The sequence below is a fragment of the Streptomyces sp. NPDC096132 genome (genome assembly GCF_044763345.1).
Taxonomy (GTDB): domain Bacteria; phylum Actinomycetota; class Actinomycetes; order Streptomycetales; family Streptomycetaceae; genus Streptomyces.
This window is the reverse complement of the sequence record NZ_JBIWGA010000004.1, coordinates 14774-38315: the sequence shown is the minus strand read 5'-3', so window position 1 is coordinate 38315 and position 23542 is coordinate 14774. Positions and strand designations below refer to the sequence as shown.

Below are 23542 nucleotides of genomic sequence, written 5' to 3'. Positions count from 1 at the left end.
GACGCCTGGAAGGTGCCGATGCCGTCCTACTCCTTCGTCCTCAACGGGAAGCCGGTCACCGTCGAGGCCCCCGCCGACATGCCCCTGCTGTGGGTGCTGCGGGACCTGCTGAACGTCACCGGGCCCAAGTACGGCTGCGGGGTGGGCGTCTGCCGCGCCTGCACCAGTCACCTCGACGGCGACGAGATACAGCCCTGTGTCGTACCGGTCGAGGACTGCTCCGGCCGTGAGGTCACCACCATCGAGGGCCTCGCCGACGGCGACCGGCTGCACCCCGTGCAACAGGCCTGGCTGGAGTGCGACGTGGCGCAGTGCGGCTTCTGCCAGCCCGGCCAGATCATGGCCGCGGCGGCCCTGCTGAAGCGGACGGCCCGGCCGACGGACGCCGACATCGACCGCATCGAGAACGTGTGCCGCTGCGGCACGTACTCCCGGATCCGCGAAGCGATCAAGAAGGCGTCGGCGAACGGCTGACGGGAGCGGTCCGGACGTGGGGCCGGTCGCGCCGCCCGCGACCCCGGCCGGCGGACGGGTGTGCTTGAGTGGAACACCGCACCGCTCCCGAACGGACCCGGCCCCCATGCACGTACTGATCCTCGGCGGGACCACGGAGGCCCGGCGCCTCGCCGAACTGCTGGACGGCACGCCCGGCCTGGTGGTGACCACCTCCCTCGCCGGACGGGTCGCGAGCCCCCGGCTGCCCCCGGGCGAGGTCCGTGCCGGAGGCTTCGGCGGCATCGAGGGGCTGACGGCGTGGCTGCGCCAGCACCGGGTCGGCGCACTCGTGGACGCCACCCACCCCTTCGCAGGGACGATGAGTCTGCACGCGGCCCGGGCCGCCGCCACGGCCCGGGTTCCCCTGCTGGCCCTGCGCCGCCCCGGCTGGGTCCCCGTCGAGGGAGACGACTGGCACGAGGCCGACTCGCTCGCGCAGGCCGCGGCCCTGCTTCCCGCACTGGGCCGCCGCGTGTTCCTCACCACCGGCCGCATGGGCCTGGCCGCGTTCGCGGACCTGGACGCCCTGTGGTTCCTCGTACGGTCCGTCGACGCACCCGAGGGCCCGCGCCCGGCCCGCATGGAGACGCTGCTCGATCGCGGCCCGTTCACCCTCGACGGCGAGCGCGAGCTGTTGGGCCGTCATCGCATCGACGTCCTGGTGACCAAGGACAGCGGGGGAGCCGCCACCGCCCCGAAGCTGACGGCCGCCCGCGAGGCCGGCCTGCCAGTCCTCGTGATCCGCCGACCACCGATCCCCGAGGGCGTCCCGATCGCGACCGCCCCGGAGCGAGCGGCCCACTGGATCGAAGACCAGCGCGCAGGCGGCCCCGCCCACGGCACCGACGACCGAGCCCCGACACGGACCGGCCGCCCCGAGGCCCGTCGCGTCGGCGATTGAGGCCTGACGGATCCGGCTGTCCTGGCCTCCGTCGCGTCGGCGATTGATGCCTGGCGCGGGTCGGCCGCCCGGCGTCCGCCGCGTCGGCGGCTGAGGCCCGGCGCGTACCCGGTCGTCCTACCGCCCCCCGTTCACTCCTCCTCGCTGGCGATCGCGTTGAGTGCGGCGGCGGCAATGGCGCTGCCGCCTCGGCGGCCTCGGATCACCAGGTAGTCCAGCCCGGACGTGTTGGCGGTCAGGGCGTCCTTGGACTCGGCGGCGCCGACGAAGCCGACCGGTACGCCGATCACGGCGGCGGGCCGGGGGGCGCCCGCCTCGATCATCTCCAGCAGACGGAAGAGCGCGGTGGGCGCGTTGCCGACGGCGACGACCGCACCCTCCAGCCGGTCCCGCCACAGCTCCAGCGCGGCGGCGCTGCGCGTGGTGCCGAGCCGGGCGGCCAGTTCGGGGACGGCCGGGTCGGAGAGCGTGCACAGCACGTCGTTGCCGGCCGGCAGCCGCCTGCGGGTCACACCGCTGGCCACCATCTGCACGTCGGTGAGGACGGGCGCCCCGCCGCGCAGGGCCTCGCGGGCGCGGGCCACGACGGCGGGCGTGTAGGCCAGGTCCCGTACGAGGTCGACCATCCCGCAGGCGTGGATCATCCGCACCGCGACCTGGCTGACATCGGCGGGCAGGCCCGTGAGGTCGGCCTCCGCGCGGATGGTGGCGAAGGACTGGCGGTAGATGGCCGCGCCGTCCTTTTCGTAGTCGTAGCTGGTCACGGTGTTCGGCATGGCCGCGAGCATACCCACGGCAAACGATCGTCGGCACGGCACTCTTGCCAGCAAATTGCACTTGCGTGATACTTGCAATAAATGCCTGCTCGTGGTCGTCTTCTCACCGGCGCGCGCAGGCGGACGCAGGAGGGCTCCCGCGACGCGACGACGTCCGTGCGGGAGCCCGACTCCGGCCCGGATTCTCTACGAATCGGTCTCGATCCGGGCCGCCGCTTGGGCGGCGGGGGCGCTGCCGCAATCATGTTGGCCATGCACCGGCCCGCCCGCTTCCACACCCCCGAGTGGTTCACGGCCGACGACTCGACCCTGAACATCGCCCTGGTGTACCCGATGCAGGGGCCCGCCGGCGTCTTCGGACCGACGTGCGAGGCATGCGCCCGGCTGGCCGCCGAGGAGGTCAACAAGGCAGGCGGCGTCCTCGGCCGGGAGCTGCGGCTCCTGGAGGTCGACGGCGGTGCCGAGCCGCGCCGGGTCGCCGAGGACGTGGAGGCCCTGGTGGCGACGGGCGTGGTGCACGGCGTCACCGGCTGGCACATCTCCTCGGTACGGCAGGCCGTCGCCCCACGGATCGCGCACCGGGTGCCGTACGTCTACACGGCCCTGTACGAGGGCGGCGAGCACACCGACGGCGTCTATCTGACCAGCGAGACCCCCGCCTGGCAGCTGCTGCCCGCCATGCGGCTGCTCGCCGAGACCCGGGGGGTGCGCCGCTGGTTCGTCGTCGGCAACAACTACGTGTGGCCCCGGCACACCGCCCGGGCCGCCCGCCGCTACGCACGCGCCTCGCGCGGCCGGGTCTGCGGAGAGGCGTACCTGCCCCTCGGCACCGACGCGTTCGAGGACGTACTGCGCCGGATCGAGCGTGCCGACGCCGACGCCGTCCTGATGCTGCTGGTCGGCAGCGACGCGATCCGCTTCAACCGGGCCTTCGCCGCCTGCGGGCTCGACCAGCGGTGCCTGAGGCTGAGCACGCTGATGGACGAGAACATGCTGCTCGGCAGTGGCCCCGAGGCCACCGCGGACCTCTACAGCACGGCCGGCTTCTTCGCCTCACTGGCCGACCAGAACACCCTGGACTTCCACGGCCGGTACGCGGGCCGGTTCGGGATCGCGGCCCCGACCCCGGGCAGTCTCGGCGAGTCCTGCTACGAGGGCGTCCTGCTGCTCGCCGCGCTCATCGAGCGGGCCCGCACCCTGGACGTGGCCGCCATCGGGGCGACCGCCGACACCGTCTCCTACGAAGGCCCGCGCGGACTGCTCGGCCTGGACGGCCGGCATGTGCGCCAGCGCATCTACCTGGCCCGGGCGGACGGTCTCGACTTCAACGTCCTCGCTCAACTGCGCGCTCCGCACGAGCTGTTGTGACGCCGGAGCCCCCGCCCTCGTCGAGCACCCCGGCCAGACGGTCCAGCAGGCTCTCCAGCCGGGCCCCCTCCTCGGCGGGCAGTGACTCCAACTCGGCCCAGTCCGCCCGCACCTCACGGATCAGCTGCTGCCAGCGCTGCAGTCCCCGCGGGGTCAGGTAGGCCAGTACGCGCCTGCGGTCGGCCGGGTCCACCCGGCGGAACACCAGGTTCTGGTCGACGAGGTGGTCGATCAGCTTGGTCAGGCTCGGCGCCGGCAGGAAGGCGTGGTCGGCGAGCGCCGACATGTGGTGTCCCTGCCCGTCGGAGAGCAGGTCGAGGACCCGCCACGCCTCCACCGAGCAGTCGAACTCCTCCAGCACGGACTGCACTCGGCGCACGGCGAGACGCTCGGCCCGGGTCAGCAGACGGAGCAGTTCCTGGGGCTGTCTCGCCATCGCACTCCTCCGCTCGAAGCCCTGGTGTCCCCGCGGGGGGCGGGCCGCCGAGCCTACCGTCGATTCCTTTTCGCAGGAAGCGTCAATTGCCGTCGCCGGAAAGCCGTCAACCCGGGATCGGTGGTCGTGATTTGTTTCCGCCGACTCACATTTATTACTTCCTCCGGAAACTGTTCTTCAATTGCCGCGCAACGCCGAGGAAACAGTTTCCTCGCAGGCTGTGCGCCAACGCCCCCTTCCCCGAAGCGTGTTCCGCTCCCCTTCTCTCCAGAGTCGAGGTTTCACATGTCCGGACTCAGCATCAGCAGACGAGGCCTGTTGGCCGGGATCTCGGCGGTCGGCGCGTCCGCGGCCCTGAGCGCCTGTGGCGCCAAGACGGGCAGCGACACGTCGTCGGACTCCGCCGCCAAGGCCGACACCTCCGGCAGCACGGTCAAGGTGGGTCTGCTGAACTCGCTGTCCGGCACCATGGCCATCAGCGAAGTCACGGTCCACAACGCGCTGTTGCTCGCCATCAAGGAGATCAACGCCGCCGGTGGCGTGCTCGGCAAGAAGCTCAAGGCCGTCAGCCAGGACGGCGCCTCCGACTGGCCGACCTTCGCGGAGAAGGCGGAAGCCCTGATCAAGGACGACAAGGTCGCGGCCACCTTCGGCTGCTGGACCTCCGCCAGCCGCAAGGCCGTCAAGCCGGTCTTCGAGCGGTACAAGTCGCTGCTGTTCTACCCCGTGCAGTACGAGGGCCTGGAGGAGTCGCCGTACATCTTCTACATCGGCGCCACCACCAACCAGCAGATCGTGCCCGCCCTCGACTACCTCAAGAAGCAGGGCCTGACCAAGCTCTATCTGGTCGGCAGCGACTACGTGTTCCCGCGCACCGCCAACAAGATCATCAAGGCGTACGCGAAGGCCAAGGGCATGACGGTGGTCGGCGAGGACTACGCGCCGCTCGGCTCCACGGAGTTCGGCACCATCGTCAACAAGGTCAAGGACTCGGGCGCCGACGCCGTGTTCAACACCCTCAACGGCGACAGCAACGTGGCCTTCTTCAAGGAGTACAAGTCCTCGGGGCTGACCGCGAAGAGCATGCCGGTGCTGTCGGTGTCCATCGCCGAGGAGGAGGTGAAGAGCATCGGCACCCAGTACCTGGACGGCCAGCTGACCGCGTGGAACTACTACGAGACCACGCCCGGCGCGGCGAACGAGAAGTTCGTCGCGGCCTACCAGGCGGAGTACGGCAAGGACAAGCCGACCTCCGACCCGATGGAGGCCGCCTACATCTCCGTGTACCTGTGGAAGGAGATGGTCGAGAAGGCCGGCTCCTTCGACGTGGCGAAGGTGAAGGCAGCCTCGGACGGCATCGAGCTCGACGCCCCCGAGGGCAAGGTCACCGTGGACGGCGCGAGCCAGCACGTCTACAAGACCGCCCGGATCGGCAAGGTCGGCTCCGACGGCCTGATCACCGAGGTCTGGAACTCGGGCAGCCCGATCAAGCCGGACCCGTACCTCAAGGGCTACGACTGGGCTTCCGGCCTCTCCTGATCGAGGCCGCACGCGCACGGACCCGGCCCTTGCGGCGCCGGGTCCCGTCCCACGCCCGCATCCCGTCCCCGACCCGGAGCCGCTCCATGACGGTCGTCCTCAACCAGTCCTTCACCGGCATCAGCATCGGTGCCGTCCTCCTGCTCATCGCGCTCGGCCTGACCCTCACCTTCGGGCAGATGGGCGTGATCAACATGGCGCACGGCGAGTTCATCATGGCCGGCGCCTACACGACGTACGTCCTGCAGAAGTCCATCAGCAGCGCCGGCGTCTCGCTGCTCGTCGCCCTGCCGCTGGCCTTCCTCGTCGCGGGGGCGATGGGCGCCCTGCTGGAATGGCTGCTCATCCGGCGTCTGTACACCCGGCCGCTGGACACCCTGCTGGTCACCTGGGGCGTCTCCCTGATGCTCCAGCAACTGGCCCGCGACGTCTTCGGCGCCCCCAACGTGCAGACCCACGCCCCGGACCTGCTCACCGGCAGCGTCTCCTTCGGCGGTGGCGTCGGCTTCGCCGGCAGCCGGCTGTTCATCCTCGGCCTCGCCCTGCTCTGCGTGCTCGCCCTCACCCTGATCCTGCGGCTCACCCCGCTCGGCCGGCGCATCCGGGCCGTCGTGCAGAACCGCGACCTCGCCGAGGTGTCCGGCATCGCCACCGGCCGGGTCGACCGCATGACCTTCTTCATCGGCTCGGGCCTCGCGGGCGTGGCCGGTGTCGCCCTCACCCTGGTCGGCCCGATCGGCCCGACGATGGGCACCAACTACATCGTCGACGCCTTCCTGGTCGTCGTCGTGGGCGGCATCGGACAGCTCAAGGGCAGTGTGATCACCGCGTTCGCGCTCGGCGTCCTGCAGTCGGTGCTGGAGTACTCGACGACCGTCAGCGTCGCCAAGGTCATCGTGCTCGTGGCGATCGTCGCCTTCCTCCAGTGGCGACCCCAGGGCCTGTACACACTGCGCACCAGGAGCCTGGCATGACGACCGCGACCCCCGTTTCCCCGGCGGCACGCTTCCGCGTCCCCGGCGCCTTCGCCCTCGGCGCGGTCCTCCTCCTCGGCGTCGCCCCGCTCGTCCTCTCCGACTTCCGGCTCTCCCTCCTCGCGAAGTACCTGTGCTACGCGATCGTCGCCGTCGGCGTCAGCCTCGCCTGGGGCCGCGGCGGGCTCATGGTGCTCGGCCAGGGCGTCTTCTTCGGCCTCGGCGGTTACGCCATGGCCATGCACCTCAAGCTCGCCGACGCCGCCGCGACCGGCGAGACGCTCCCCGACTTCATGCAGCTGTACGGCACCGGCGACGCCCTGCCCTGGTGGTGGAAGCCGTTCGCCAACCCGGCCTTCGCGCTCGCCATGACGGTCCTGCTGCCCATGGCGGTCGCCGCGCTGCTCGGCTTCTTCGTCTTCCAACGCCGGGTCAAGGGCGCCTACTTCGCGATCCTGAGCCAGGCGCTGGCCGCCGCACTGTCGATCTGGCTGATCGGCCAGCAGGCGACCACCGGCGGCACGAACGGCCTCACCGACATCCAGGGCTTCTTCGGCTACTCGCTCGACGACCCCGTCAACCAGCGCACGGTGTACTTCCTCATCGCCGCCGTCCTCCTGCTGCTGATGGCCGCCGCCCGCCAGCTGTTCGTCAGCCGCTACGGCGAACTCCTCGTCGCCGTACGGGACTCCGAGGAGCGCGTCCGCTTCCTCGGCTACAACCCGGCCAACGTCAAACTCGTCGCGTACGTCCTCGCGGCCGGCATGGCGGGTCTGGCCGGCGCCCTGTTCGTCCCGGCGGTCGGCATCATCTCCCCGGCGCTGATCGGGATCGTGCCGTCCATCGGCTTCGTCATCGGCGCGGCGGTGGGAGGCCGGGCCTCGCTGGTGGGCGCGGTGCTCGGCGCGATCGGCGTGGCCTGGGCGCAGAGCACCCTCTCGGACGCCTTCCCCGCCGCGTGGACCTACCTCCAGGGCCTGCTGTTCGTCGTGGCGGTGGGCTTCCTGCCCGGCGGCCTCGCCTCCCTCGGGGTCGTCCTGCGCCGGCGCCGTACTCGGACCCGTACGACTGGAGAGACAGCATGAGCGGCGAGGGACTGACCGTCCGCGACCTGCGGGTGACCTTCGACGGGTTCACCGCCGTCGACGGCGTCGACCTGGACATCGGCCCCGGTGACCTGCGCTTCCTCATCGGCCCGAACGGCGCCGGCAAGACCACCCTGGTCGACGCCGTCACCGGCCTGGTCGCGGCGACCGGATCGGTCCGCTTCGGCGGTGAGGAACTCCTCGGCAGCCCCGTCCACCGGATCGCCCGCACGGGCATCGGCCGTACGTTCCAGACGGCCACCGTCTTCGAGGAACTGACCGTCCTGCAGAACCTCGACATCGCCGCGGGCGCGGGCCGGGGACCGCTCACCCTCCTGCGCCGCCGCAAGGCCGTACCGGAGGCGGTGACCAGGGCGCTGGAGACCACCGGCCTGACCGACCTGCGCGAGCGCCCCGCCGGGGCGCTCGCCCACGGGCAGAAGCAGTGGCTGGAGATCGGCATGCTGCTCGTCCAGGACGTGAGGCTGCTGCTGCTCGACGAGCCCGTGGCCGGCATGAGCCACGACGAACGCCAGGCCACCGGCGAACTCCTGCGCCGGGTCGGCGAGGACCACACGGTCGTCGTCATCGAGCACGACATGGACTTCATGCGCTCCTTCGCCCGCAGCGTCACCGTCCTGCACGCCGGCAAGGTCCTCAGCGAGGGCACGGTCGCCGAGGTCCAGGCCGACGCCAGGGTCCAGGAGGTCTACCTCGGGCGCGCCTCCGATCCCGAGCCCACCCCCGCGTCCGTCACCGAGGAGGCGTGAAGCCCATGCTGGAGATCGACACCCTGCGGGCCGGCTACGACCGCACCACCGTGCTGCACGGCGTGTCCGTCACGGTCCCGAAGGACGGCGTCGCGGCCGTCCTCGGCCACAACGGCGCCGGCAAGAGCACGCTCCTGCGCGCGGCCGTGGGACTGCTGAAGCCGGCCGGCGGGACCGTCCGGCTCGACGGCGAGGACATCACCCGCCTCGCCCCGCACGAGCGGGTCGCCCGCGGCATGGCGTACGTCCCGCAGGGCCAGCAGTCCTTCCCGCACCTCACCACCGCGGAGAACCTCCAACTCGTCGCCGACGGCCGCCTGGGGGTCCCCCCACGCCGTTCAGGCAGAGGGGGAGGTAAGGGGGCCGTCGCGGAGGCGCTGGACCTGTTTCCCGTCCTGCGGGAGCTGTCCGGGCGCCGCGCCGGGCTGCTCTCCGGCGGCCAGCGCCAGCAGCTCGCCCTCGCCCGGGCCCTGGTCACCCGGCCCCGGCTGCTGCTGCTCGACGAACCGACCGAGGGCATCCAGCCGTCCGTCGTCGCCGAGATCGAGGAGACGATCCTCGCCCTCGCCCGGCGCGGCGGTCTGTCCGTCCTCCTCGTCGAACAGCACGTCGGCTTCGCCCTGCGGGCCGCCCGCACGTACCACGTCCTGGAGGCGGGCCGCGTCACCTCCTCGGGGGAGGGCGGAAGCGGCGCCGAGCAGACCGTACGGGCGGCGCTCAGCGTGTGAGGGTCCGAGGCTCGGCCGAGTCCGGCCGCCTGTTCTCGTCGAGGCTCACGCCCCGCCGTTCCTGCGCAGGCGGCGCTCGGCGCCCAGACGGACGTAGAAGTCGATGAGTTCCGGGGCGTCGACCGCGGCCGGGTTGACGACCTGTTCGACGGGCGCGCCCTGGAGCAGCCGCTTCACCGGCACCTCCAGCTTCTTGCCGGTGCGGGTGTGCGGGACGGCCGGCACCCCGAGGATCTCGTCGGGGACGTGCCGGGGGGAGGCGCCGGTGCGGATGGCCTCGCGGATGCGGTCGCGCAGGGCCTCGTCCAGCGTCACCCCGGCCGCCGGGACCACGAACAGCGGCATCCAGTAGCCGCCGTCGGGCTCCTCCGCGCCGATGACGAGCGCCTCGGAGATCTCCGGCATGCGTTCGACGACGTCGTGGATGTCGGCGCTGCCCAGACGTACGCCGTTGCGGTTCAGCGTGCTGTCGGAGCGGCCGTGCACGATCACCGAGCCGTGGCTCGTCACGGTGATCCAGTCGCCGTGCCGCCAGACACCGGGGTAGCCGGCGAAGTAGGCGTCGCGGTAGCGGGTGCCGTCGGGGTCGTTCCAGAAGGACAGCGGCATGGACGGCATCGGGCGGGTCACGACCAGCTCGCCGACCCGGTCCACGACCGGCCGGCCCTCGGCGTCGTACGCGGCCAGCGCCACACCCAGGTTCGGGGCGGACAGCTCGCCCGCCCAGACGGGGGTGGTGGGGGCGCTGCCGGCGAAGCCGGAGACGATGTCGGTGCCGCCGCTGGTGGAGGCGAGCAGGACGCCGGCGCCGACGTGGTCGCGGACCCAGGGGTGGGCGGAGGCCGGCAGGGCCGAGCCGGTGCAGCCGACCACGCGCACGGCCGACAGGTCGTGCACGGACGGGTCGATGCCGAACTTGGCCATGCCCAGCAGGTACTGCGGGCTGGTGCCGAACACGGTGACACGGTGGCGGGCGGCCAGCTCCCACAGGACGTCCGGACGGGCGAAGGGCGCCGGGCTGCCGTCGTAGGTGCAGGTGGTCGCGCCGGTCAGCAGGGTGGAGGCGACCAGGTTCCACATCATCCAGTGGGTGGTGGTGTACCAGAGCAGGCGGTCCCCGGCGCCCAGGTCGGAGTGCAGGCCGAGGGTCTTGAGGTGCTCCAGCAGGACACCGCCGTGGCCGTGCACGATGCCCTTGGGCAGGCCGGTGGTGCCGGAGGAGAAGACGACCCACAGGGGATGGTCGAACGGCACGGCGGCACAGGCGAGTTCCTCCGTGCGGGTGGACGCGTCCTCCCACGGCACGACCAGCGACGGGTAGGTCTGCGACGGCCACGGCAGGCCCACGTGGTCCACCAGCAGCGTCGCCTTCAGCGTCGGCAGCGCGCGGGCCAGCGCGAGCGCGGCCTCGCGGCGGTCGTGGGTGGTGCCGTTGAAGAGATAGCCGTCGGCGGCGATCAGGACGGTCGGTTCGAGCTGGGCGAACCGGTCGGCGGCCGCCCTGGGGGCGTAGTCCTGCCCGCACACCGACCACACGGCGCCCAGGCTCGCGGCGGCCAGGAACGCGACGATCGCGTGCGGGGTGTTGGGCAGATAGCCGACGACCCGGTCGCCCTTGCCGATGCCCAGCTCGCGCAGGGTCGCGGCCACCGAGGCGACCTGGGAGCGCAGCCGCTTCCCGGTCACCTCGTACCCGGAGCCGGTCTCGTCGAGGGCGACGATCGCCGGCCCGTCGTCCGCGAGGTCGCGCAGGGCGTGGTGGGCGTAGTTGAGGGTGGCGCCGGTGAACCAGCGGGCGCCGGGCATCCGCTCCTCCTCCAGCACGCGCTCGTAGGGGGTGTCCGCGTCGATGTCGAAGTACTCCCAGACCGCCCCCCAGAAGCCCTCCAGGTCGGTGACCGACCAGCGGTGCAGGGTGGCGTAGTCGGTGAGGTCGGCGTCGACGCCCCGGTGCCGGGCGGCCCAGCGGCCGAAGTCCACGACGCGGCTGCCGGCCGAGGCCGCCGGATCGGGCGTGAAGAAGGGTTCCGGGTACGGCGTGTTCATCGCGTCGTGCTCCTCGACAGGCTTTTCTCGACGGACCGTGGGGACGGGCTTCGGGTGGTGTGCAGCAGGGACGCCCAGCCGGCCGTCCCGGTGAAGTCGCGGCCGCCGGACGGGACGGCGTCCATCACGACGCGGTCCGGCCGCAGCAGCACGGCGTCGGCCCGGCCCGCGCGCAGCCACGCGGCGAGGCGGCCGTCGTCGCCGAGACCGGTCACGGGCAGGGTCCGGGCGCCCAGGCCGTCGGCGACCGCCTGGAGCGCGAGGGGCAGCGGTACGGCGGTCAGGACGGCGAAGGAGTCGCCGAGCAGGTCGTCCAGGCGGACCTGCCGGCCGGCCGCGGTCACCCACGGCTGCGGGCAGAACCGGCCCACGAGAGAGTGCCCGCCCCCGCGGATCCGGCGGCGAACGAGCGGCCCCGCGGTCAGGGCCGGGCTGAGGTCGCGGGCGGCCGCGGTACCCAGCCCGGGGATGCGGACGGCGGCGCCCAGCAGTCCGCGGCGGACGGCGGCGGCGCCGTCCTGGCCGCCGGTCATGGCCCAGCCCATGGCGACCGCGAGCCGGATCACGTACCGGGCGTGCGGTCTGCGTTCGCTCTCGTACGTGTCCAGCAGCCCCTCGTCGGCGCCCTGCCGGAGCACCCGGGCCAGCTTCCAGCTCAGGTTGTAGGCGTCCCGCAGGCCCGCGCACAGTCCCTGTCCGATGAACGGCGGGGTGAGATGGGCCGCGTCCCCGAGGAGGAAGACCCGGCCCCGGCGCCAGCGGTCGGCGATCCGCGCCCGGAAGGTGTACCGCGCCTGCCGCACGACGGTGAAGTCGGCGCCGGGCGCCAGGTCCACCCAGGGCGCGACCAGCTCCCGCAGTCGCTCGTGGTCCGGTTCGGTGTCGTCCCGCAGCCGGAACTCCCAGCGGTAGCGGTCCTCGCCGATCCGCATGAAGGTGGCCGGCCGCCGCGGATCACAGATCTGATCGACGCCCTCCCAGCAGCGGACGGGGAGAGGGGTGCGCACGTCCACGACCGTCCAGCGCTCCTCGAAGCGCAGGTCCTCCCACGCGGCGCCGACGGCCTCGCGGGTGAGGCTGCCCGCGCCGTCGCAGCCGAGGACGGCGTCCGCCCGCAGCAGCCGCTCGCCCTCCTCGTCGCGGTAGGTCACCCGGACCGGACCGTCGCCGTCCTGCTCCACGCCGACGACCTCCACCCCGCCGCGCAGTTCGCATCCGGGGGTGCGGGCCAGCGCGTCGCGCAGCAGCCGCTCCAGCTCGGGCTGGTCGAACATGCTGGTCTGCGGGAAGCCGTGGGCGCCCTGCGCGGCGCGCGGGAACTCGGCCATCACCCGGTGCCGGGCGTCCAGCAGCCGCAGCCCCCGCGCGGGGCGGGCGATCGCGGCGAACTCCTCGTGGACGCCCGCGGCCTGGAGGATGCGGAGCACCTCGTCGTCGGTGGCGACGGCGCGCGGCAGGGGGTAGACGTCCCGGTGGCGTTCGAGGACGACGGTCCTCACCCCGCGCCGGGCCAGCAGCAGGGCGGCGGTCACGCCCACGGGACCGGCTCCGACGATCACCACGGGTACGTCTGCCGGGTTGTGCTCGACGGTCATGTGCGGCTCAATTCGGTTCTCGGTTCGCGTCGGTCAGTTCGCGTCGGTCACGGGGGTGCGCTGCTCGCCGAGATCGATCCGCCCGTCCGGAGTGGCGATCGTCGCGGTCACCACGTCGCCGTGCCGCAGATAGCGCGGGTTCTTCTCCTGGCTCTTGAAGAACGCCTTCCACTTCACGGCGGGCGGCAGCAGCGCGCCGATCTTCTCGACGGCCTTCGGCGGGGCCTTCAGCGCCGTGCCGCCGGGGGTGCCGGTCAGCAGCAGGTCACCGGCGTCGAGGGACTGGAAGCGGGCCAGCAGGGTGAGCGCCCGCGCGGGGCGGACGATCATGTCGGCGAGGGTGCGGTCCTGACGCGGTTCGCCGTTGACGCCGAGCCTCAGCCGCAGGTCGGGGAGACGGGCGAAGTCGTCCGGCTCCAGCAGGGTCAGGTGGGGGCCGGTGGGCGTGAAGGTCGGGTACGACTTGCTCTCGTAGAACTGCGTCTTGGTCAGCTGGACGTCCCGCGCGCTGATGTCGTTGGTGATGACGAGCCCGGCGACGTACGAGGGCAGGTCGCGCTCCTCCACCACCGTGCCCACCGGCAGCGGGGCCCCGAGGACCAGGCCGAGTTCGATCTCGTAGTCCAGGAACCTCACGTGCGGGGGCCGGACGACGGCGTCGTGCGGGCCGCTCACCGAGCCGGACGCCTTGCGGAAGAAGGCGGGCGGGATGTCGCCGGTGAAGCCCGACTCTCGGGCGTGACTGCGGTAGTTGACCATCTGGGCGACCACCCGGCAGGGGGTGGTGACGGGGGAGAGGGCCACCAGGTCGGCGACGGGCGTGCCCGCTTCCCCGGACGCGGCGGCCTCCCCCACGGCGTCGCGGTCGGTCAGCAGTTCGGCGGTGGTGACGGCCTCGGTGGCGATACGGACGGCGCGCGCGTCGCGCACCACCCACCAGCTGTCGGCGGTGCGCAGGACGTTGATGCTCATGTGAGTGCCTTCATCAGGGGAGGTCAGGAGTTCGCGGCCTTGAGCAGGCCGAACAGCCGGGCGGCGTCCATCTCGTTGTCGCCGCGCAGGGCCTGGACGACGTCGCGGACCCGCTGTGGGGAGGGGCTCGCGCCGAGGAAGTCACGGGTCGCGGGCGGCCCCCACTGGGCGAGGCCGGTGGTGGACATGGGCGCCCAGCCGGGTTCGAGGTCGCAGGAGAACAGGTCGCCGTCGGCGAAGTGCTCCAGCATGAAGTGGTCGGGGTCGCGCCAGTAGTCGAAGAGCTGGCTGCCCTGGATGTGCCGGCCGATGCCCCAGCTGCGCCGGTAGCCGCGCTCGGCCAGGTACTCCCCGCCGGCCGCGATCGAGTCCAGGTCGGTCACCTGGTAGGCGGAGTGGACATAGCCGTTGCCCGGACCGAGGTGCATGGCCAGCGTGTGGTGGTCGACGGGCACGCCGCCCTGGTCGCAGCGGACGAACGCCATCGTCGGACCGCGGTCGCGCTGCCCGTCCAGGAACAGGAAGTCGGACACGATCATGCCGAGCGTGTCGAGGTACCAGTCGAGCGCCCGGCCGAACACCCGGGTCTCCAGCACCACGTGCCCCAGCCGCTGGATCCGGGACGGCTCGCGCGGCGGACGCTGTGTGGCGTTCGTACGGCGGTGGTCGGTGCCGAAGTTGAGCAGCAGCGGCCGCTGTCCCGGAAGTGCGGGGAGCGGCTCGGCGCAGTGCACGACCCGTACCGGGAAGCCCGACGGGTCGAGCAGACCGACCGCCCTGCCGCCGCCGGGCACGTCCGCCTCGCGTACGGCGGTGCCGGTGGCGCGGGCCAGCCGGTCCAGGTCGGCGCGCTCGGCCGCGCGGAAGGCCGGGCCGATGAAACGCGACGTACGGCCGCGTCGGATCACCATGCACGGGGAGCCGGCGAAGGTGCCGCGCAGCCACAGGGCGTCCGGGGTCCGGCCCGCCACGGAGAAGCCGAAGTCGAGCGCGAACACCTCCGCCCGCGCCAGGTCCGGCTTCTCGAACTCGAGCCAGGCGAGGTCCGCCACCTTGATCACGGGGTTCCGGGAGCGACCGGGGTGCTCGCCCCGGAGGGCACCCCGTCCACTGTGGAGGTCCTGATGGGCTGTTTTGGACATGGCGTCCTCCAAGCAACATTGCCGTAATGATGAAATCATCAAGTTTGACAGAACCTTCGTCAAGGGGTGAGGCCGAAGAAATGATGGATTCATCAGAACTGTCGATCCATGTGTCGCCGCAGCTAGACTCCGTGCATGTCGTCGTCAGCCCCGCCCCGCAACCGCTTCGAGCGGCGTCGCGCCGAGACCCGCCAGGCTCTGATCCGTGCGGCGCGGCAGATCCTCGCCGAGACCGGGGACGCCGGCGCCAGCATCCAGGCGATCGCCGAACGCGCGGACGTCGGCTTCGGATCGTTCTACAACCACTTCGAGTCCAAGACGGAGCTGTTCGACGCGGCGGTGGTGGACGCGCTGGAGGAGTTCGGGCAGGCCTTCGACGAGCATCTGGCCGGGATCGACGACCCGGCGGAACTGGTCGCGGGCGGCTTCCGGCTCAGCGCCCGGATGGCCGGCTCCCACCCCGAGCTCATGCAGGTGCTGCGCCACCGCGGACTCGGCTACATCCACTCCGACATCGGCCTGGCCCCTCGCGCGCTGCGCGACCTGGAGGTCGGCATGGCCTCCGGCCGCTTCGCGGCCCTCGACCCCGTCGTCGCCCTCTCCGCTCTGGGCGGCACGCTGCTGTCCCTGGTGGAGCTGCGGTTCAGCCGCCCCGAGCTGGACGGCGACGAGGCGGCCTCGCATCTGGCGGAGATGGTGCTGCGCATGCTGGGCGTCCCGCCGGAGGACGCCCGCGACGTCGCCCGGCGCCCGCTGCCCGACCTCGGCTGACGAGGACCACGGGTCCCGCTGTCACGCGGACGACGTGTCCGGCCGGAAGGTGACCGCCTTGCCGGTGAAGCGGGCGCTGATCCCGTCGTCCGTGGGGTCGACCGACCGCAGACGCAGGCCCTCGGGGATGTTGCGCAGGGGGACGGGCTCGGCCAGGGCCCGGTCGAGCAGGGCCTTCGCGGGAGGGATCGGCTCGCCCCGGGTCACACGGACGTCCGTGAAGGCGATGCGGTTGCCGCCGGCCGCCGAGACGGCCGTGCTCACCGTCACGTTCCCGGCGAGCGGCAGGCCGACCGTCGCGTCGACCCGGCCCGGCTCGTCGCCCCGCGAGACGGTCAGGCCGAGTGCGTCCGACACGTCCTCGTACGACAGGAACGCGGTCGCCTCGACGCTCCGGGCGTGGGCCTCGTCGGCGCTGCCTCCGGTGCTGAGGCCGTCGAGGCCGACGGTCAGCTCCGTGACCGGCAGGGGCCGGTCGGTGCCGCGGGCGGGGATGTCGTGGGCCGTGATGTCGACGTGCCGCAGGCTGCCCCCGGCCAGCTGTGTCAGCACGGGGAAGCCGCTGACGTGCACCGATGGCCGCTCCGGCGTCGCCGTGCCCTCCTGGAAGGCTGCCGCCGTACGGCTCTCCGCGCGGGCGGCGGCGACCCGGTCGGCGACGACGGCGCCGACCAGCAGCGCCGCGGCCGACGCGACCGCGGCGATCGTGCGCCGCCTTCTCCGGGAGCGGTACCGGGGTGCTTCGTCGTGCTGGGACCGGTGCATCGGTTTCCTCTCGGGAGGGACAGGGCTGCTAGGGGGTGTTGTGAAAGTCCAGTGCGGTGCCCGCGGTGTCCGGTGCGGCGGTGGGGGTACCTCCCGCTCGAGCGAAGCCGAGAGTGGGGGAGCGTGCCGGGCGCCGCGGGTGCTGTGCGGGACTTTCACAACACCCCCTAGGCGCTGACGCGCTCGGGGTGGTGGAGGGCGTGGACCCGGGCGACGGCGAGGTCGACGTCCACGCCCACCGCGATCAGGGCGGCGGTCGCGGCGCGGGTGCCGTCGTCGTCGCTCCACGCCCCGGTGTTCACGCAGTCCAGGAGCGCCAGCATCAGCCCTTCGACGGCTCTGCCGAGCGGTCCCGGCGGGAGACCGCTGTGGAAGACACCCTGCCGCCGGCCCCGCTCGATGATCGTTCTCGCCGTGTCGCGGGCGGGGGCGAGGACCTCGTCCAGACGTGCCGGCCCCAGGTCCTGGGGGGCGAGTCCCAGTAGTGTCCGGTAGCGGTCGCCGACCGGCCACAGTGCCAGTACGAACTGCGCCAGCGCGGTGACGGCGTCGTGCTCGGGGATCCGTGCGGCCGCCAGGGCGCGCCGCAGGGCCTCCGCGGCCTCCGCGACCAGCCCCTCCATCAGCGCGGACCGGCAGGCGAAGTGGTCGTAGACGGTACGCCGCACCACGCCGGCGGCCTCGGCGATGTCACCGAGGCTGCTGTCGGGGTCGCGGCCGAGTTGCCGCCGCGCCGCTTCGAGGATGCGGGCCCGGGTGAGCCGGGTCTGGCGGCGCCCGGCGCCCGTGATGCGTGGGCTGGTCATGTCGGACCTCCGGTCGACGGGGGAGGACATCCCAATACTTGCACACTGATGGGCAATAAACTAGTCTGCTCATTGTTGGGTACACAACGGTCGGCGGTGCGGACCCGCCCGTACGGCGTACCGTCGACACTGTGGACGTCACCGCGGACACCGTCGTCGCCCGCGCCGCGCAGGAGCTCGGCCGCAGTGCGGACGGGCTGGTCGCCGACGTGGAGCGGTGCCTGCGCAGCAAGGTGCCCGAGCTGTGGGAGGACCCGGACATCGGCCGGATGACCTCGCAGGCCATCAGCGAGCACATCGGCGCCGCGCTGGCCAACCTCGAACACGGCCTCGAACCGGGGCTGACGGATCCGCCCGTCGCCGACCTCGATCGCGTCCGCCGGCTGGCCCGGCACGGAACCCCCGTCACCGCGATGCTGCGCGCCCACCGCCTCGCCCAGGGCATCGCCCTCGACCAGCTGCTCGGACTGCTGCCCGGGCTGACGAGCGACCCCCGCCTGATCAGCGCGGCGGCACGCCGACTGATCACGGTGACCACCGGATACGTGGACCGCACGTCCGAGCAGAGCGTGACGGCCTACCAGGAGGAGCGGGAGCGCAGACTGCGCTGGCGGCTGTCCGTGGTGAACGAGGCCGGCACGCGCATCGGCACCACCCTGGACATCGCCCGCACCACCCAGGAACTGGCCGACCTCGCCATCGATCGCTTCGCGGACCTGGTCACCGTCGACCTGCTCGACTCCGCGCTCCACGGATCCGACACCCCGGCCGGGAGACCCCTCGTCCTGCGCCGGCTCGCCCGGCGACCGGCGACCGGCGACGGCCGGGAGGCCGAGCTGACGCCGGAGCGGCTCCACACCTACCCGGAGGGATCACCGCCGGACCGCGCCCTGACCACCGGCCGGCCCTCACGGCACCATCGCGACGGCCCACCGCACCCCGGCGGCGCGGGCGAGCCCCCGCCGGTCCACTCGACGCTGGTGGTGCCCCTGCGCGCCCGCGGCATCACCCTCGGCGTCGCCCGGTTCTGCCGTCACCGCACCCCCGACCGCTACGACGACGAGGACCTGCTCCTCGCGCAGGAGATCACCGCCAGGGCCGCCGTCGCCGTCGACAACGCCCGCCGCTACACACACGCCCGCGCCACCGCCCTCAGCCTCCAGCGCAGCCTGCTCCCGTCGCACATGCCGGAGCACTCCGCCGTGGAGGTGGCCTGCCGCTATCTGCCCGCCGGTGACCGGCTCGGGGTGGGCGGCGACTGGTACGACGTCATCCCGCTGTCCGGCGCCCGCGTCGCCCTCGTGGTGGGCGACGTCGTCGGCCACGGCATCCACGCCGCCGCCACCATGGGCCGGCTGCGGACCGCCGTCCGCACCCTCGCCGACATCGACCTGCCGCCCGACGAACTCCTCACGCACCTGGACGACGTCGTGCTGCGCCTGTCCGCCGAAGCGGCCGCCGACCCGGACCGGGAGGCCGACGGGGAGATCGGCGCCACCTGTCTGTACGCCGTCTACGATCCCGTCGGCGGCTGCTGCACCCTCGCCCGGGCCGGGCATGTGCCGCCCGCGGTGACGACCCGCGACGGCACCGTCGAGACCCTCGACCTGCCCCCGGGACCGCCGCTCGGCCTGGGCGGCCTGCCGTTCGAGGCGGTGGAGGTCCCGCTCCCCGAGGGCAGCCTCCTCGCCCTCTACACCAACGGCCTGCTCGAAGCCCACGACCACGACGTCGAGCGGGGCCTCGCCCTGCTCCGTACGGCCCTCGGCCGGCCCGCCCCCTCCCTGGAGGCGGCCTGCGACACCGTGCTCGCCACCCTGCTGCCGGCCCGCCCCGACGACGACGTGGCCCTCCTCCTGGCCCGCACCCACGCCCTCGGGGACCGTCAGGTCGCCGGCTGGGACCTGGAGCCCGACCCGGCCGCGGTCGCCCTCGCCCGGTCCCGTGTGTCCCGGCAGCTGAGAACCTGGGGGCTGGACGAGCTCGACTTCACCGCCGAACTGGTGGTCAGCGAGCTGGTCACCAACGCCATCCGCTACGGCCGGCCCCCCATCCGGCTGCGCCTCATCCACGACCGCACCCTGCTGTGCGAGGTCTCCGACGCCAGCAGCACCACCCCCCACCAGCGCCGCGCCCGCGTCTACGACGAGGGGGGCCGGGGCCTGCACCTCGTCGCGCAGCTCTCCGAACAATGGGGTACGCGGCACGCCCGGCTCGGCAAGACGGTCTGGGCCGAGCTGTCGGACACGGCCGGTCTCCCGGCGTTCGCCGCCGTCTGACCAGCGGGCCGACGCGCGATCACCCGGGCCCGGTGTCAGGCTGAAGTCATACGGACCCGAGGAAGGGAATCGCCGTGATCACCACCGACCTCACCCCCGGCTCCCCCTGCTGGCTCGACCTCGGTGCCCCTGACATCGGGGCCGCCGCGGACTTCTACGGCGCGGTGCTCGGCTGGGAGTACCAGCCCATGAGCGAGATGGAGGGAATGGACGAGGGGGAGGACGTGGAAGGCGGGATGTTCAAGAAGGACGGCAAGACCGTCGCCGGGCTCGGCAAACTGACCGAGGAGGGCGCGCGTTCGGCCTGGATGATCTACTACGACGTCGCCGACGCGGACGCCACGACCGCGGCCGTCGAGCGGGCCGGCGGCACCGTGCGGGTGGCGCCGAGGGACCTCGGCGAATGGGGCCGGATGGCACAGTACAGCGACCCGCAGGGCGGCCAGTTCGCCGTCTGGCAGCCGGGGAGCGACGCCGGCTTCGAGCTGGTGGAGGAACCGGGCTCGCTGTCCTGGACCGAGCTGTACACCAGCGACGCCTCGGCCGCCAAGGAGTTCTACGGCGGTGTCTTCGGCTGGCAGTTCGGCGACATGGAACTCCCGGGCGGCGGGGGCACGTACACCCTCATCACCCCCGCCGGGCTGCCCGAGGAGCGGATGCAGGGCGGCCTCATGGAGGTCGGCAAGGACGACCTCTCCCTGGCGGAGGGGCGGCCGTACTGGCACCCGGTCTTCGCCGTCGCCGACTGCGACGCCGCGGTCGCCGAGGTCACCGGGCACGGCGGCAGTGTGCAGATGGGCCCGATGGACGCGGAGGGCGTCGGCCGCCTGGCCGTCTGCCTCGACCCCTCCAACGCGGACTTCGTGGTCCTCACCCCGACCCGGAGCTGAACTCCGGGCCGGACGCCGGGCGCCGGGGCCTGTCCGCCGGACAGGCCCCGGGGTCTTTCTCGGATCAGGCGAGGGTGACCTCGACCGGCAGTTTCTTGATGCCGTTGACGAAGTTGGAGCGGACGCGCGGGACGGCGCCGGTCAGCCTGATGTCGGCGATCCGCGGGATCAGCTCCTCGAACATGATGCGGATCTCGGTGCGGGCGAGCAGGTTGCCCAGGCACAGGTGCGGGCTGCCCTTGCCGAAGGTGACGTGGTCGTTGTTCCGCCGGGTGACGTCGAAGTCGTAGGGGTTGCCGAAGACCTCCTCGTCGCGGTTGCCGGAGGCGTACCACATGACGACCTTGTCGCCCTCCCTGATCCGCTTGCCGCCGAGTTCGACGTCGCGGGTGGCGGTGCGGCGGAAGTGGTAGACGGGGGAGGCCCAGCGCAGGAACTCCTCGACCGCCGTCGGGATCAGGGACGGGTCGTCCTTGAGCCGGGCCAGCTGCTCGGGGTGCTGGAGGAGGGCCAGCATCGAGTGCGAGATGGTGTGCCGGGTGGTCTCGTTGCCGGCGACGACCAGGAGCAGGAAGTAGTTGTCGAAGTCCTGCGCGGAGAGCGGGACGCCGTCCCGCGGGGTGGTGTTGACCAGCTTCGACACCAGGTCCGTGCCGTCGCCGCCGCGCCGCTGCCGGGCCAGTTCACGGCCGTACTCGAAGACCTCGATCGAGGCGGGTGAGCGGAACGGCAGGTCGCGGTACTTCTCGCTCTCCTCGCTGTGCAGCAGCACGTCCGCGTAGTCGGGGTCGGTGTTGCCGATGATGCGGTTGCCCCAGTCGATGAGCTGCTGGTTGTCCTCCGGCGGGACGTCGAGCAGCCGGGCCAGCACGTTGATGGGGAAGTCGGCGGAGACGTCGGCGACGAAGTCGAAGGTGCCCTTGGCGAGGGCAGCGTCGAGGGTCTGGGCGGTCAGGCCGCGCAGGAAGTCGGTGTAGCTGTTGATGACGCCCGCGCCGAACTGGCGCTGGATCACACTGCGCAGCGCGCGGTGGCGGACGCCGTCCATCTCCAGGATGGAGGCCCGCTTCTTGATCTGGTCGTCGTCGACCTCTTCGAGGTTGACGAACCGTGTCGAGGTGAAGGTCTCCGCGTCCCGGTCGACGCGGGCGATGTCCGCGTGCCGGGTCACCGCCCAGAAACCGGAGTTCGGGGCGGCTTCGGGCTGCCAGTGCACCGGGTCCTCGTGGCGCAGGGTGTGGAACATCCGCCAGGGCGTCACCCCGTCGGTGAAGTGGTCGAGGTCGGCGAGGTCGACGTCCGCCAGCGGCATCGGCTCGTTCACGGCGGGGGTCAGGATCTCGGTCATCAAAGGCTCCTCGGCGTCACAGGTGGTAGGCGTACTCGGTGAACTCCCAGTCGGTGACGTGCCGTTGGAAGCGGTCGACCTCGTTGCGCTTGTAGGTCAGGAAGGAGGCGGTGAACGCCTTGCCGAGGACGTCGGCCAGGGCGGTGTCCGCCTCCAGCGCGTCCAGGGCGTCCGTCAGGGTCGCCGGCAGCAGGGCCGACCGGGCGGTGTCGTAGCCGTAGCCCTCCAGCGGCGCCGGGGGCTCCTCGCCCGCCCGGATGCCGAGCAGGGCGGCGGCGAGGGTGCCCGCGATCAACAGATAGGGGTTGGCGCTGGCGTCGCCGAGGCGGAGTTCGAGACGGGCGCCGGAGCCGCGCTCCGGCGGGACGCGGACCATGGCGCTGCGGTTGTCCAGCCCCCAGTCGATCAGCCAGGGGGCGAGCGTGTCCGGGCCGAAGCGCTTGTACGAGTTCACGGTCGGGTTGGCCAGCGCCGCGAGCGCGGGCGCGTGGGCGAGGATGCCGGCGATGGCGTGCCGGGCGGTGGCGGAGAGACCGTGGGCGCCGGACGGGTCGTCGAAGGTGTTGCGCCCGTCGGTGTCCTCGCACGACAGGTGCAGATGGAAGCCGGAGCCGCCCGCGTCGCCGAACGGCTTGGCCATGAAGGTGGCCAGGTTGCCCTCCCGGCGCGCCAGTTCCTTGACGGCCGCCTTGAAGCGGAAGGAGCGGTCGGCGGCGTCCAGGGCCGCGGAGTGGGTCAGGTTGATCTCGTACTGGCCGCCGTCGAACTCGTGGTTGCCGGTGACGACGCCGAGGCCGAGGTCGCGCAGCAGCCGCAGGGTGCGCAGCAGATGGTTGCCGGGGTCGGCGCGCAGCCCGGCGGTGTAGACGGCGCCCGTGGTGTCCGGTGAGCGGCGCCAGCCGGTGGGGGTGCCGGGGGCGGGCTCCAGCAGGAAGTACTCCAGCTCGGGGCCGACGACCGGCCGCAGTCCCTGCTCGGCGCACCGGGCCAGGACCGTGCGCAGCAGGTCGCGCGGAGACTCGGGGGCCGGGGCGCCGGTCGCCGGGTCGGTGACCTCGCCGAGACAGGTGGCGACACCGGGCTCCCAGGGCAGGCGGGCCGCCGTGGACAGGTCGGGGCGTACGCACACGTCCGGCAGGCCGGCGTCCAGACCGCCCGCGACCGGGACCACGTCACCCTGGGGGCTGGTGTGGTACACCGCGCGGCAGAAGGCCAGACCGTGCTCGGCGGCCGAGGGCAGGTGGTCCAGGAGGACGTCCCGGGCGCGGTCGGTGCCGATGAGGTCGGGGTAGATCACCCGGACCACGTCGACGCCCTCGGCGGCGAGCCGCTCCATGTGCCGGCGGATGTCTGGGGTGTCGGATGCGCTCACCGATGTCTCCTTGAGCGGAAGGGCGGGGGCTCCCCGGAGCTGTTAATCGTTTGGCCCCGAACGGTATGGACAGGAGTCGCCGCCCCGCAAGAGGGTGGTGCAAAAAATTTATCCGCCTGGATAGGTATTGACCAGGCCCGGTCGGCTTCCTATGTTGTTTGACGCCAAACGAGTTAGGGGTACGGATCTCCGCACCCCTTTGGCCGAGGGGCCCGGCCCGGCAACACCCCGGTCCGGGCCCCTCTCACCCCCTCTCCTCGGCTCCGACGCCCTCACCCCTCAGGAGGACCGGCCATGAAGGTCGTCGTCGACATGAACAAGTGCCAGGACCACGGCCAATGCGTCTTCGCGGCCCCGGACGTCTTCTCGATGGACGACAACGGGCGCCTGGCCTTCGTCCCCGACCCCGACGACGCGCTGCGCGACGAGGTCGAGGAAGCCGCCGACGTGTGTCCGCTGCAGGCCATCCGGATCGAGGACTGAG

General features: G+C 72.4%; 22 protein-coding genes. 12 read left to right on the top strand and 10 right to left on the bottom strand.

The features are described 5' to 3' along the window. Positions 1–18 precede the first annotated feature (18 nt). Both ACIRF9_RS10885 and ACIRF9_RS10880 read left to right on the top strand, forming a co-directional pair. A complete protein-coding gene (locus ACIRF9_RS10885) occupies positions 19–474 on the top strand; it encodes a (2Fe-2S)-binding protein (RefSeq protein WP_403819133.1) in 456 nt (151 codons plus the stop codon). A 106-nt stretch (positions 475–580) separates the two neighbouring features. Next, positions 581–1396 carry a cobalt-precorrin-6A reductase gene (locus ACIRF9_RS10880; RefSeq protein WP_403819131.1) on the top strand — a complete coding sequence of 272 codons (816 nt, stop codon included), beginning with the start codon at positions 581–583 and terminating at the stop codon, positions 1394–1396. Positions 1397–1527: 131 nt separating this feature from the next. Here the strand turns inward: ACIRF9_RS10880 and ACIRF9_RS10875 are convergent, their stop codons facing one another. Beyond that, positions 1528–2172: a precorrin-8X methylmutase gene (locus ACIRF9_RS10875; protein ID WP_403819129.1), complete on the bottom strand. Its 645-nt coding sequence runs from the start codon at positions 2170–2172 to the stop codon at positions 1528–1530. A 252-nt stretch (positions 2173–2424) separates the two neighbouring features. On the opposite strand from ACIRF9_RS10875, the gene ACIRF9_RS10870 reads away from it, so the two are divergent. Continuing rightward, positions 2425–3540, top strand: coding sequence for a substrate-binding domain-containing protein (locus ACIRF9_RS10870; RefSeq protein ID WP_403819127.1), 1116 nt, complete (start codon positions 2425–2427; stop codon positions 3538–3540). Here the strand turns inward: ACIRF9_RS10870 and ACIRF9_RS10865 are convergent. Continuing rightward, complete coding sequence (locus ACIRF9_RS10865) at positions 3497–3976, bottom strand: MarR family winged helix-turn-helix transcriptional regulator (protein WP_403819125.1); 480 nt, start codon at positions 3974–3976, stop codon at positions 3497–3499. The two genes, ACIRF9_RS10870 and ACIRF9_RS10865, sit on opposite strands and share 44 nt — an antisense overlap. Before the next feature lie 285 nt (positions 3977–4261). On the opposite strand from ACIRF9_RS10865, the gene urtA reads away from it, so the two are divergent. The 5 genes from urtA (at position 4262) to urtE (ending at position 9072) form a co-directional block, all read left to right on the top strand. Further along, positions 4262–5515: an urea ABC transporter substrate-binding protein gene (gene urtA / locus ACIRF9_RS10860; RefSeq protein ID WP_403819123.1), complete on the top strand. Its 1254-nt coding sequence runs from the start codon at positions 4262–4264 to the stop codon at positions 5513–5515. A gap of 86 nt (positions 5516–5601) precedes the next feature. Beyond that, positions 5602–6489 (top strand): urea ABC transporter permease subunit UrtB, encoded by an 888-nt coding sequence (gene urtB / locus ACIRF9_RS10855; RefSeq protein WP_403819121.1) that lies wholly within the window; start codon positions 5602–5604, stop codon positions 6487–6489. Beyond that, positions 6486–7574 (top strand): urea ABC transporter permease subunit UrtC, encoded by a 1089-nt coding sequence (urtC, locus tag ACIRF9_RS10850; protein ID WP_403819119.1) that lies wholly within the window; start codon positions 6486–6488, stop codon positions 7572–7574. Before urtB ends, urtC begins: the two co-directional genes overlap by 4 nt. After that, positions 7571–8344 carry an urea ABC transporter ATP-binding protein UrtD gene (gene urtD, locus ACIRF9_RS10845; RefSeq protein WP_403819117.1) on the top strand — a complete coding sequence of 258 codons (774 nt, stop codon included), beginning with the start codon at positions 7571–7573 and terminating at the stop codon, positions 8342–8344. Before urtC ends, urtD begins: the two co-directional genes overlap by 4 nt. A gap of 5 nt (positions 8345–8349) precedes the next feature. After that, positions 8350–9072 carry an urea ABC transporter ATP-binding subunit UrtE gene (gene urtE, locus ACIRF9_RS10840; RefSeq protein WP_403819115.1) on the top strand — a complete coding sequence of 241 codons (723 nt, stop codon included), beginning with the start codon at positions 8350–8352 and terminating at the stop codon, positions 9070–9072. A gap of 45 nt (positions 9073–9117) precedes the next feature. Here urtE and ACIRF9_RS10835 read toward each other — a convergent pair whose 3' ends face one another. Genes ACIRF9_RS10835 through ACIRF9_RS10820 form a run of 4 tightly spaced genes read right to left on the bottom strand, consistent with a single transcriptional unit; the run spans position 9118 to position 14827 of the window. Next, positions 9118–11118, bottom strand: coding sequence for an acetoacetate--CoA ligase (locus tag ACIRF9_RS10835; RefSeq protein WP_403819113.1), 2001 nt, complete (start codon positions 11116–11118; stop codon positions 9118–9120). Further along, positions 11115–12713, bottom strand: coding sequence for a bifunctional 3-(3-hydroxy-phenyl)propionate/3-hydroxycinnamic acid hydroxylase (locus ACIRF9_RS10830; protein ID WP_403819112.1), 1599 nt, complete (start codon positions 12711–12713; stop codon positions 11115–11117). The genes ACIRF9_RS10835 and ACIRF9_RS10830 overlap by 4 nt, the downstream gene beginning before the upstream one ends. Positions 12714–12746: 33 nt before the next feature. After that, the gene (locus ACIRF9_RS10825; RefSeq protein WP_403819110.1) at positions 12747–13685 is read right to left on the bottom strand and encodes a fumarylacetoacetate hydrolase family protein; all 939 of its coding nucleotides are present in this window, start codon (positions 13683–13685) and stop codon (positions 12747–12749) included. Positions 13686–13708: 23 nt separating this feature from the next. Then, a complete protein-coding gene (locus ACIRF9_RS10820) occupies positions 13709–14827 on the bottom strand; it encodes a VOC family protein (protein WP_403819108.1) in 1119 nt (372 codons plus the stop codon). 135 nt (positions 14828–14962) lie between these two features. Between ACIRF9_RS10820 and ACIRF9_RS10815 the strand changes: the two genes are divergently transcribed. Further along, the gene (locus ACIRF9_RS10815) at positions 14963–15598 is read left to right on the top strand and encodes a TetR/AcrR family transcriptional regulator (RefSeq protein ID WP_403819106.1); all 636 of its coding nucleotides are present in this window, start codon (positions 14963–14965) and stop codon (positions 15596–15598) included. Positions 15599–15619: 21 nt separating this feature from the next. Here the strand turns inward: ACIRF9_RS10815 and ACIRF9_RS10810 are convergent, their stop codons facing one another. Both ACIRF9_RS10810 and ACIRF9_RS10805 read right to left on the bottom strand, forming a co-directional pair. Beyond that, complete coding sequence (locus tag ACIRF9_RS10810; RefSeq protein ID WP_403819104.1) at positions 15620–16363, bottom strand: DUF2993 domain-containing protein; 744 nt, start codon at positions 16361–16363, stop codon at positions 15620–15622. A gap of 167 nt (positions 16364–16530) precedes the next feature. Next, positions 16531–17169, bottom strand: coding sequence for a TetR/AcrR family transcriptional regulator (locus ACIRF9_RS10805; protein WP_403819102.1), 639 nt, complete (start codon positions 17167–17169; stop codon positions 16531–16533). 131 nt (positions 17170–17300) lie between these two features. Here ACIRF9_RS10805 and ACIRF9_RS10800 point away from each other — a divergent pair, with 131 nt between their 5' ends. Together ACIRF9_RS10800 and ACIRF9_RS10795 are read left to right on the top strand one after the other, a co-directional pair. After that, positions 17301–19448, top strand: coding sequence for a SpoIIE family protein phosphatase (locus tag ACIRF9_RS10800; protein ID WP_403819100.1), 2148 nt, complete (start codon positions 17301–17303; stop codon positions 19446–19448). Between the two features lie 74 nt (positions 19449–19522). Continuing rightward, complete coding sequence (locus tag ACIRF9_RS10795; RefSeq protein ID WP_403819098.1) at positions 19523–20338, top strand: VOC family protein; 816 nt, start codon at positions 19523–19525, stop codon at positions 20336–20338. Positions 20339–20402: 64 nt separating this feature from the next. Here ACIRF9_RS10795 and ACIRF9_RS10790 read toward each other — a convergent pair whose 3' ends face one another. Together ACIRF9_RS10790 and ACIRF9_RS10785 are read right to left on the bottom strand one after the other, a co-directional pair. Next, on the bottom strand, positions 20403–21686 hold the full coding sequence (locus ACIRF9_RS10790; protein ID WP_403819097.1) for a cytochrome P450: 1284 nt from the start codon (positions 21684–21686) through the stop codon (positions 20403–20405). A 16-nt stretch (positions 21687–21702) separates the two neighbouring features. Continuing rightward, positions 21703–23058: a glutamine synthetase family protein gene (locus ACIRF9_RS10785; RefSeq protein ID WP_403819095.1), complete on the bottom strand. Its 1356-nt coding sequence runs from the start codon at positions 23056–23058 to the stop codon at positions 21703–21705. Positions 23059–23352: 294 nt separating this feature from the next. On the opposite strand from ACIRF9_RS10785, the gene ACIRF9_RS10780 reads away from it, so the two are divergent. Continuing rightward, complete coding sequence (locus ACIRF9_RS10780; RefSeq protein WP_403819093.1) at positions 23353–23541, top strand: ferredoxin; 189 nt, start codon at positions 23353–23355, stop codon at positions 23539–23541. Position 23542 lies beyond the last annotated feature (1 nt).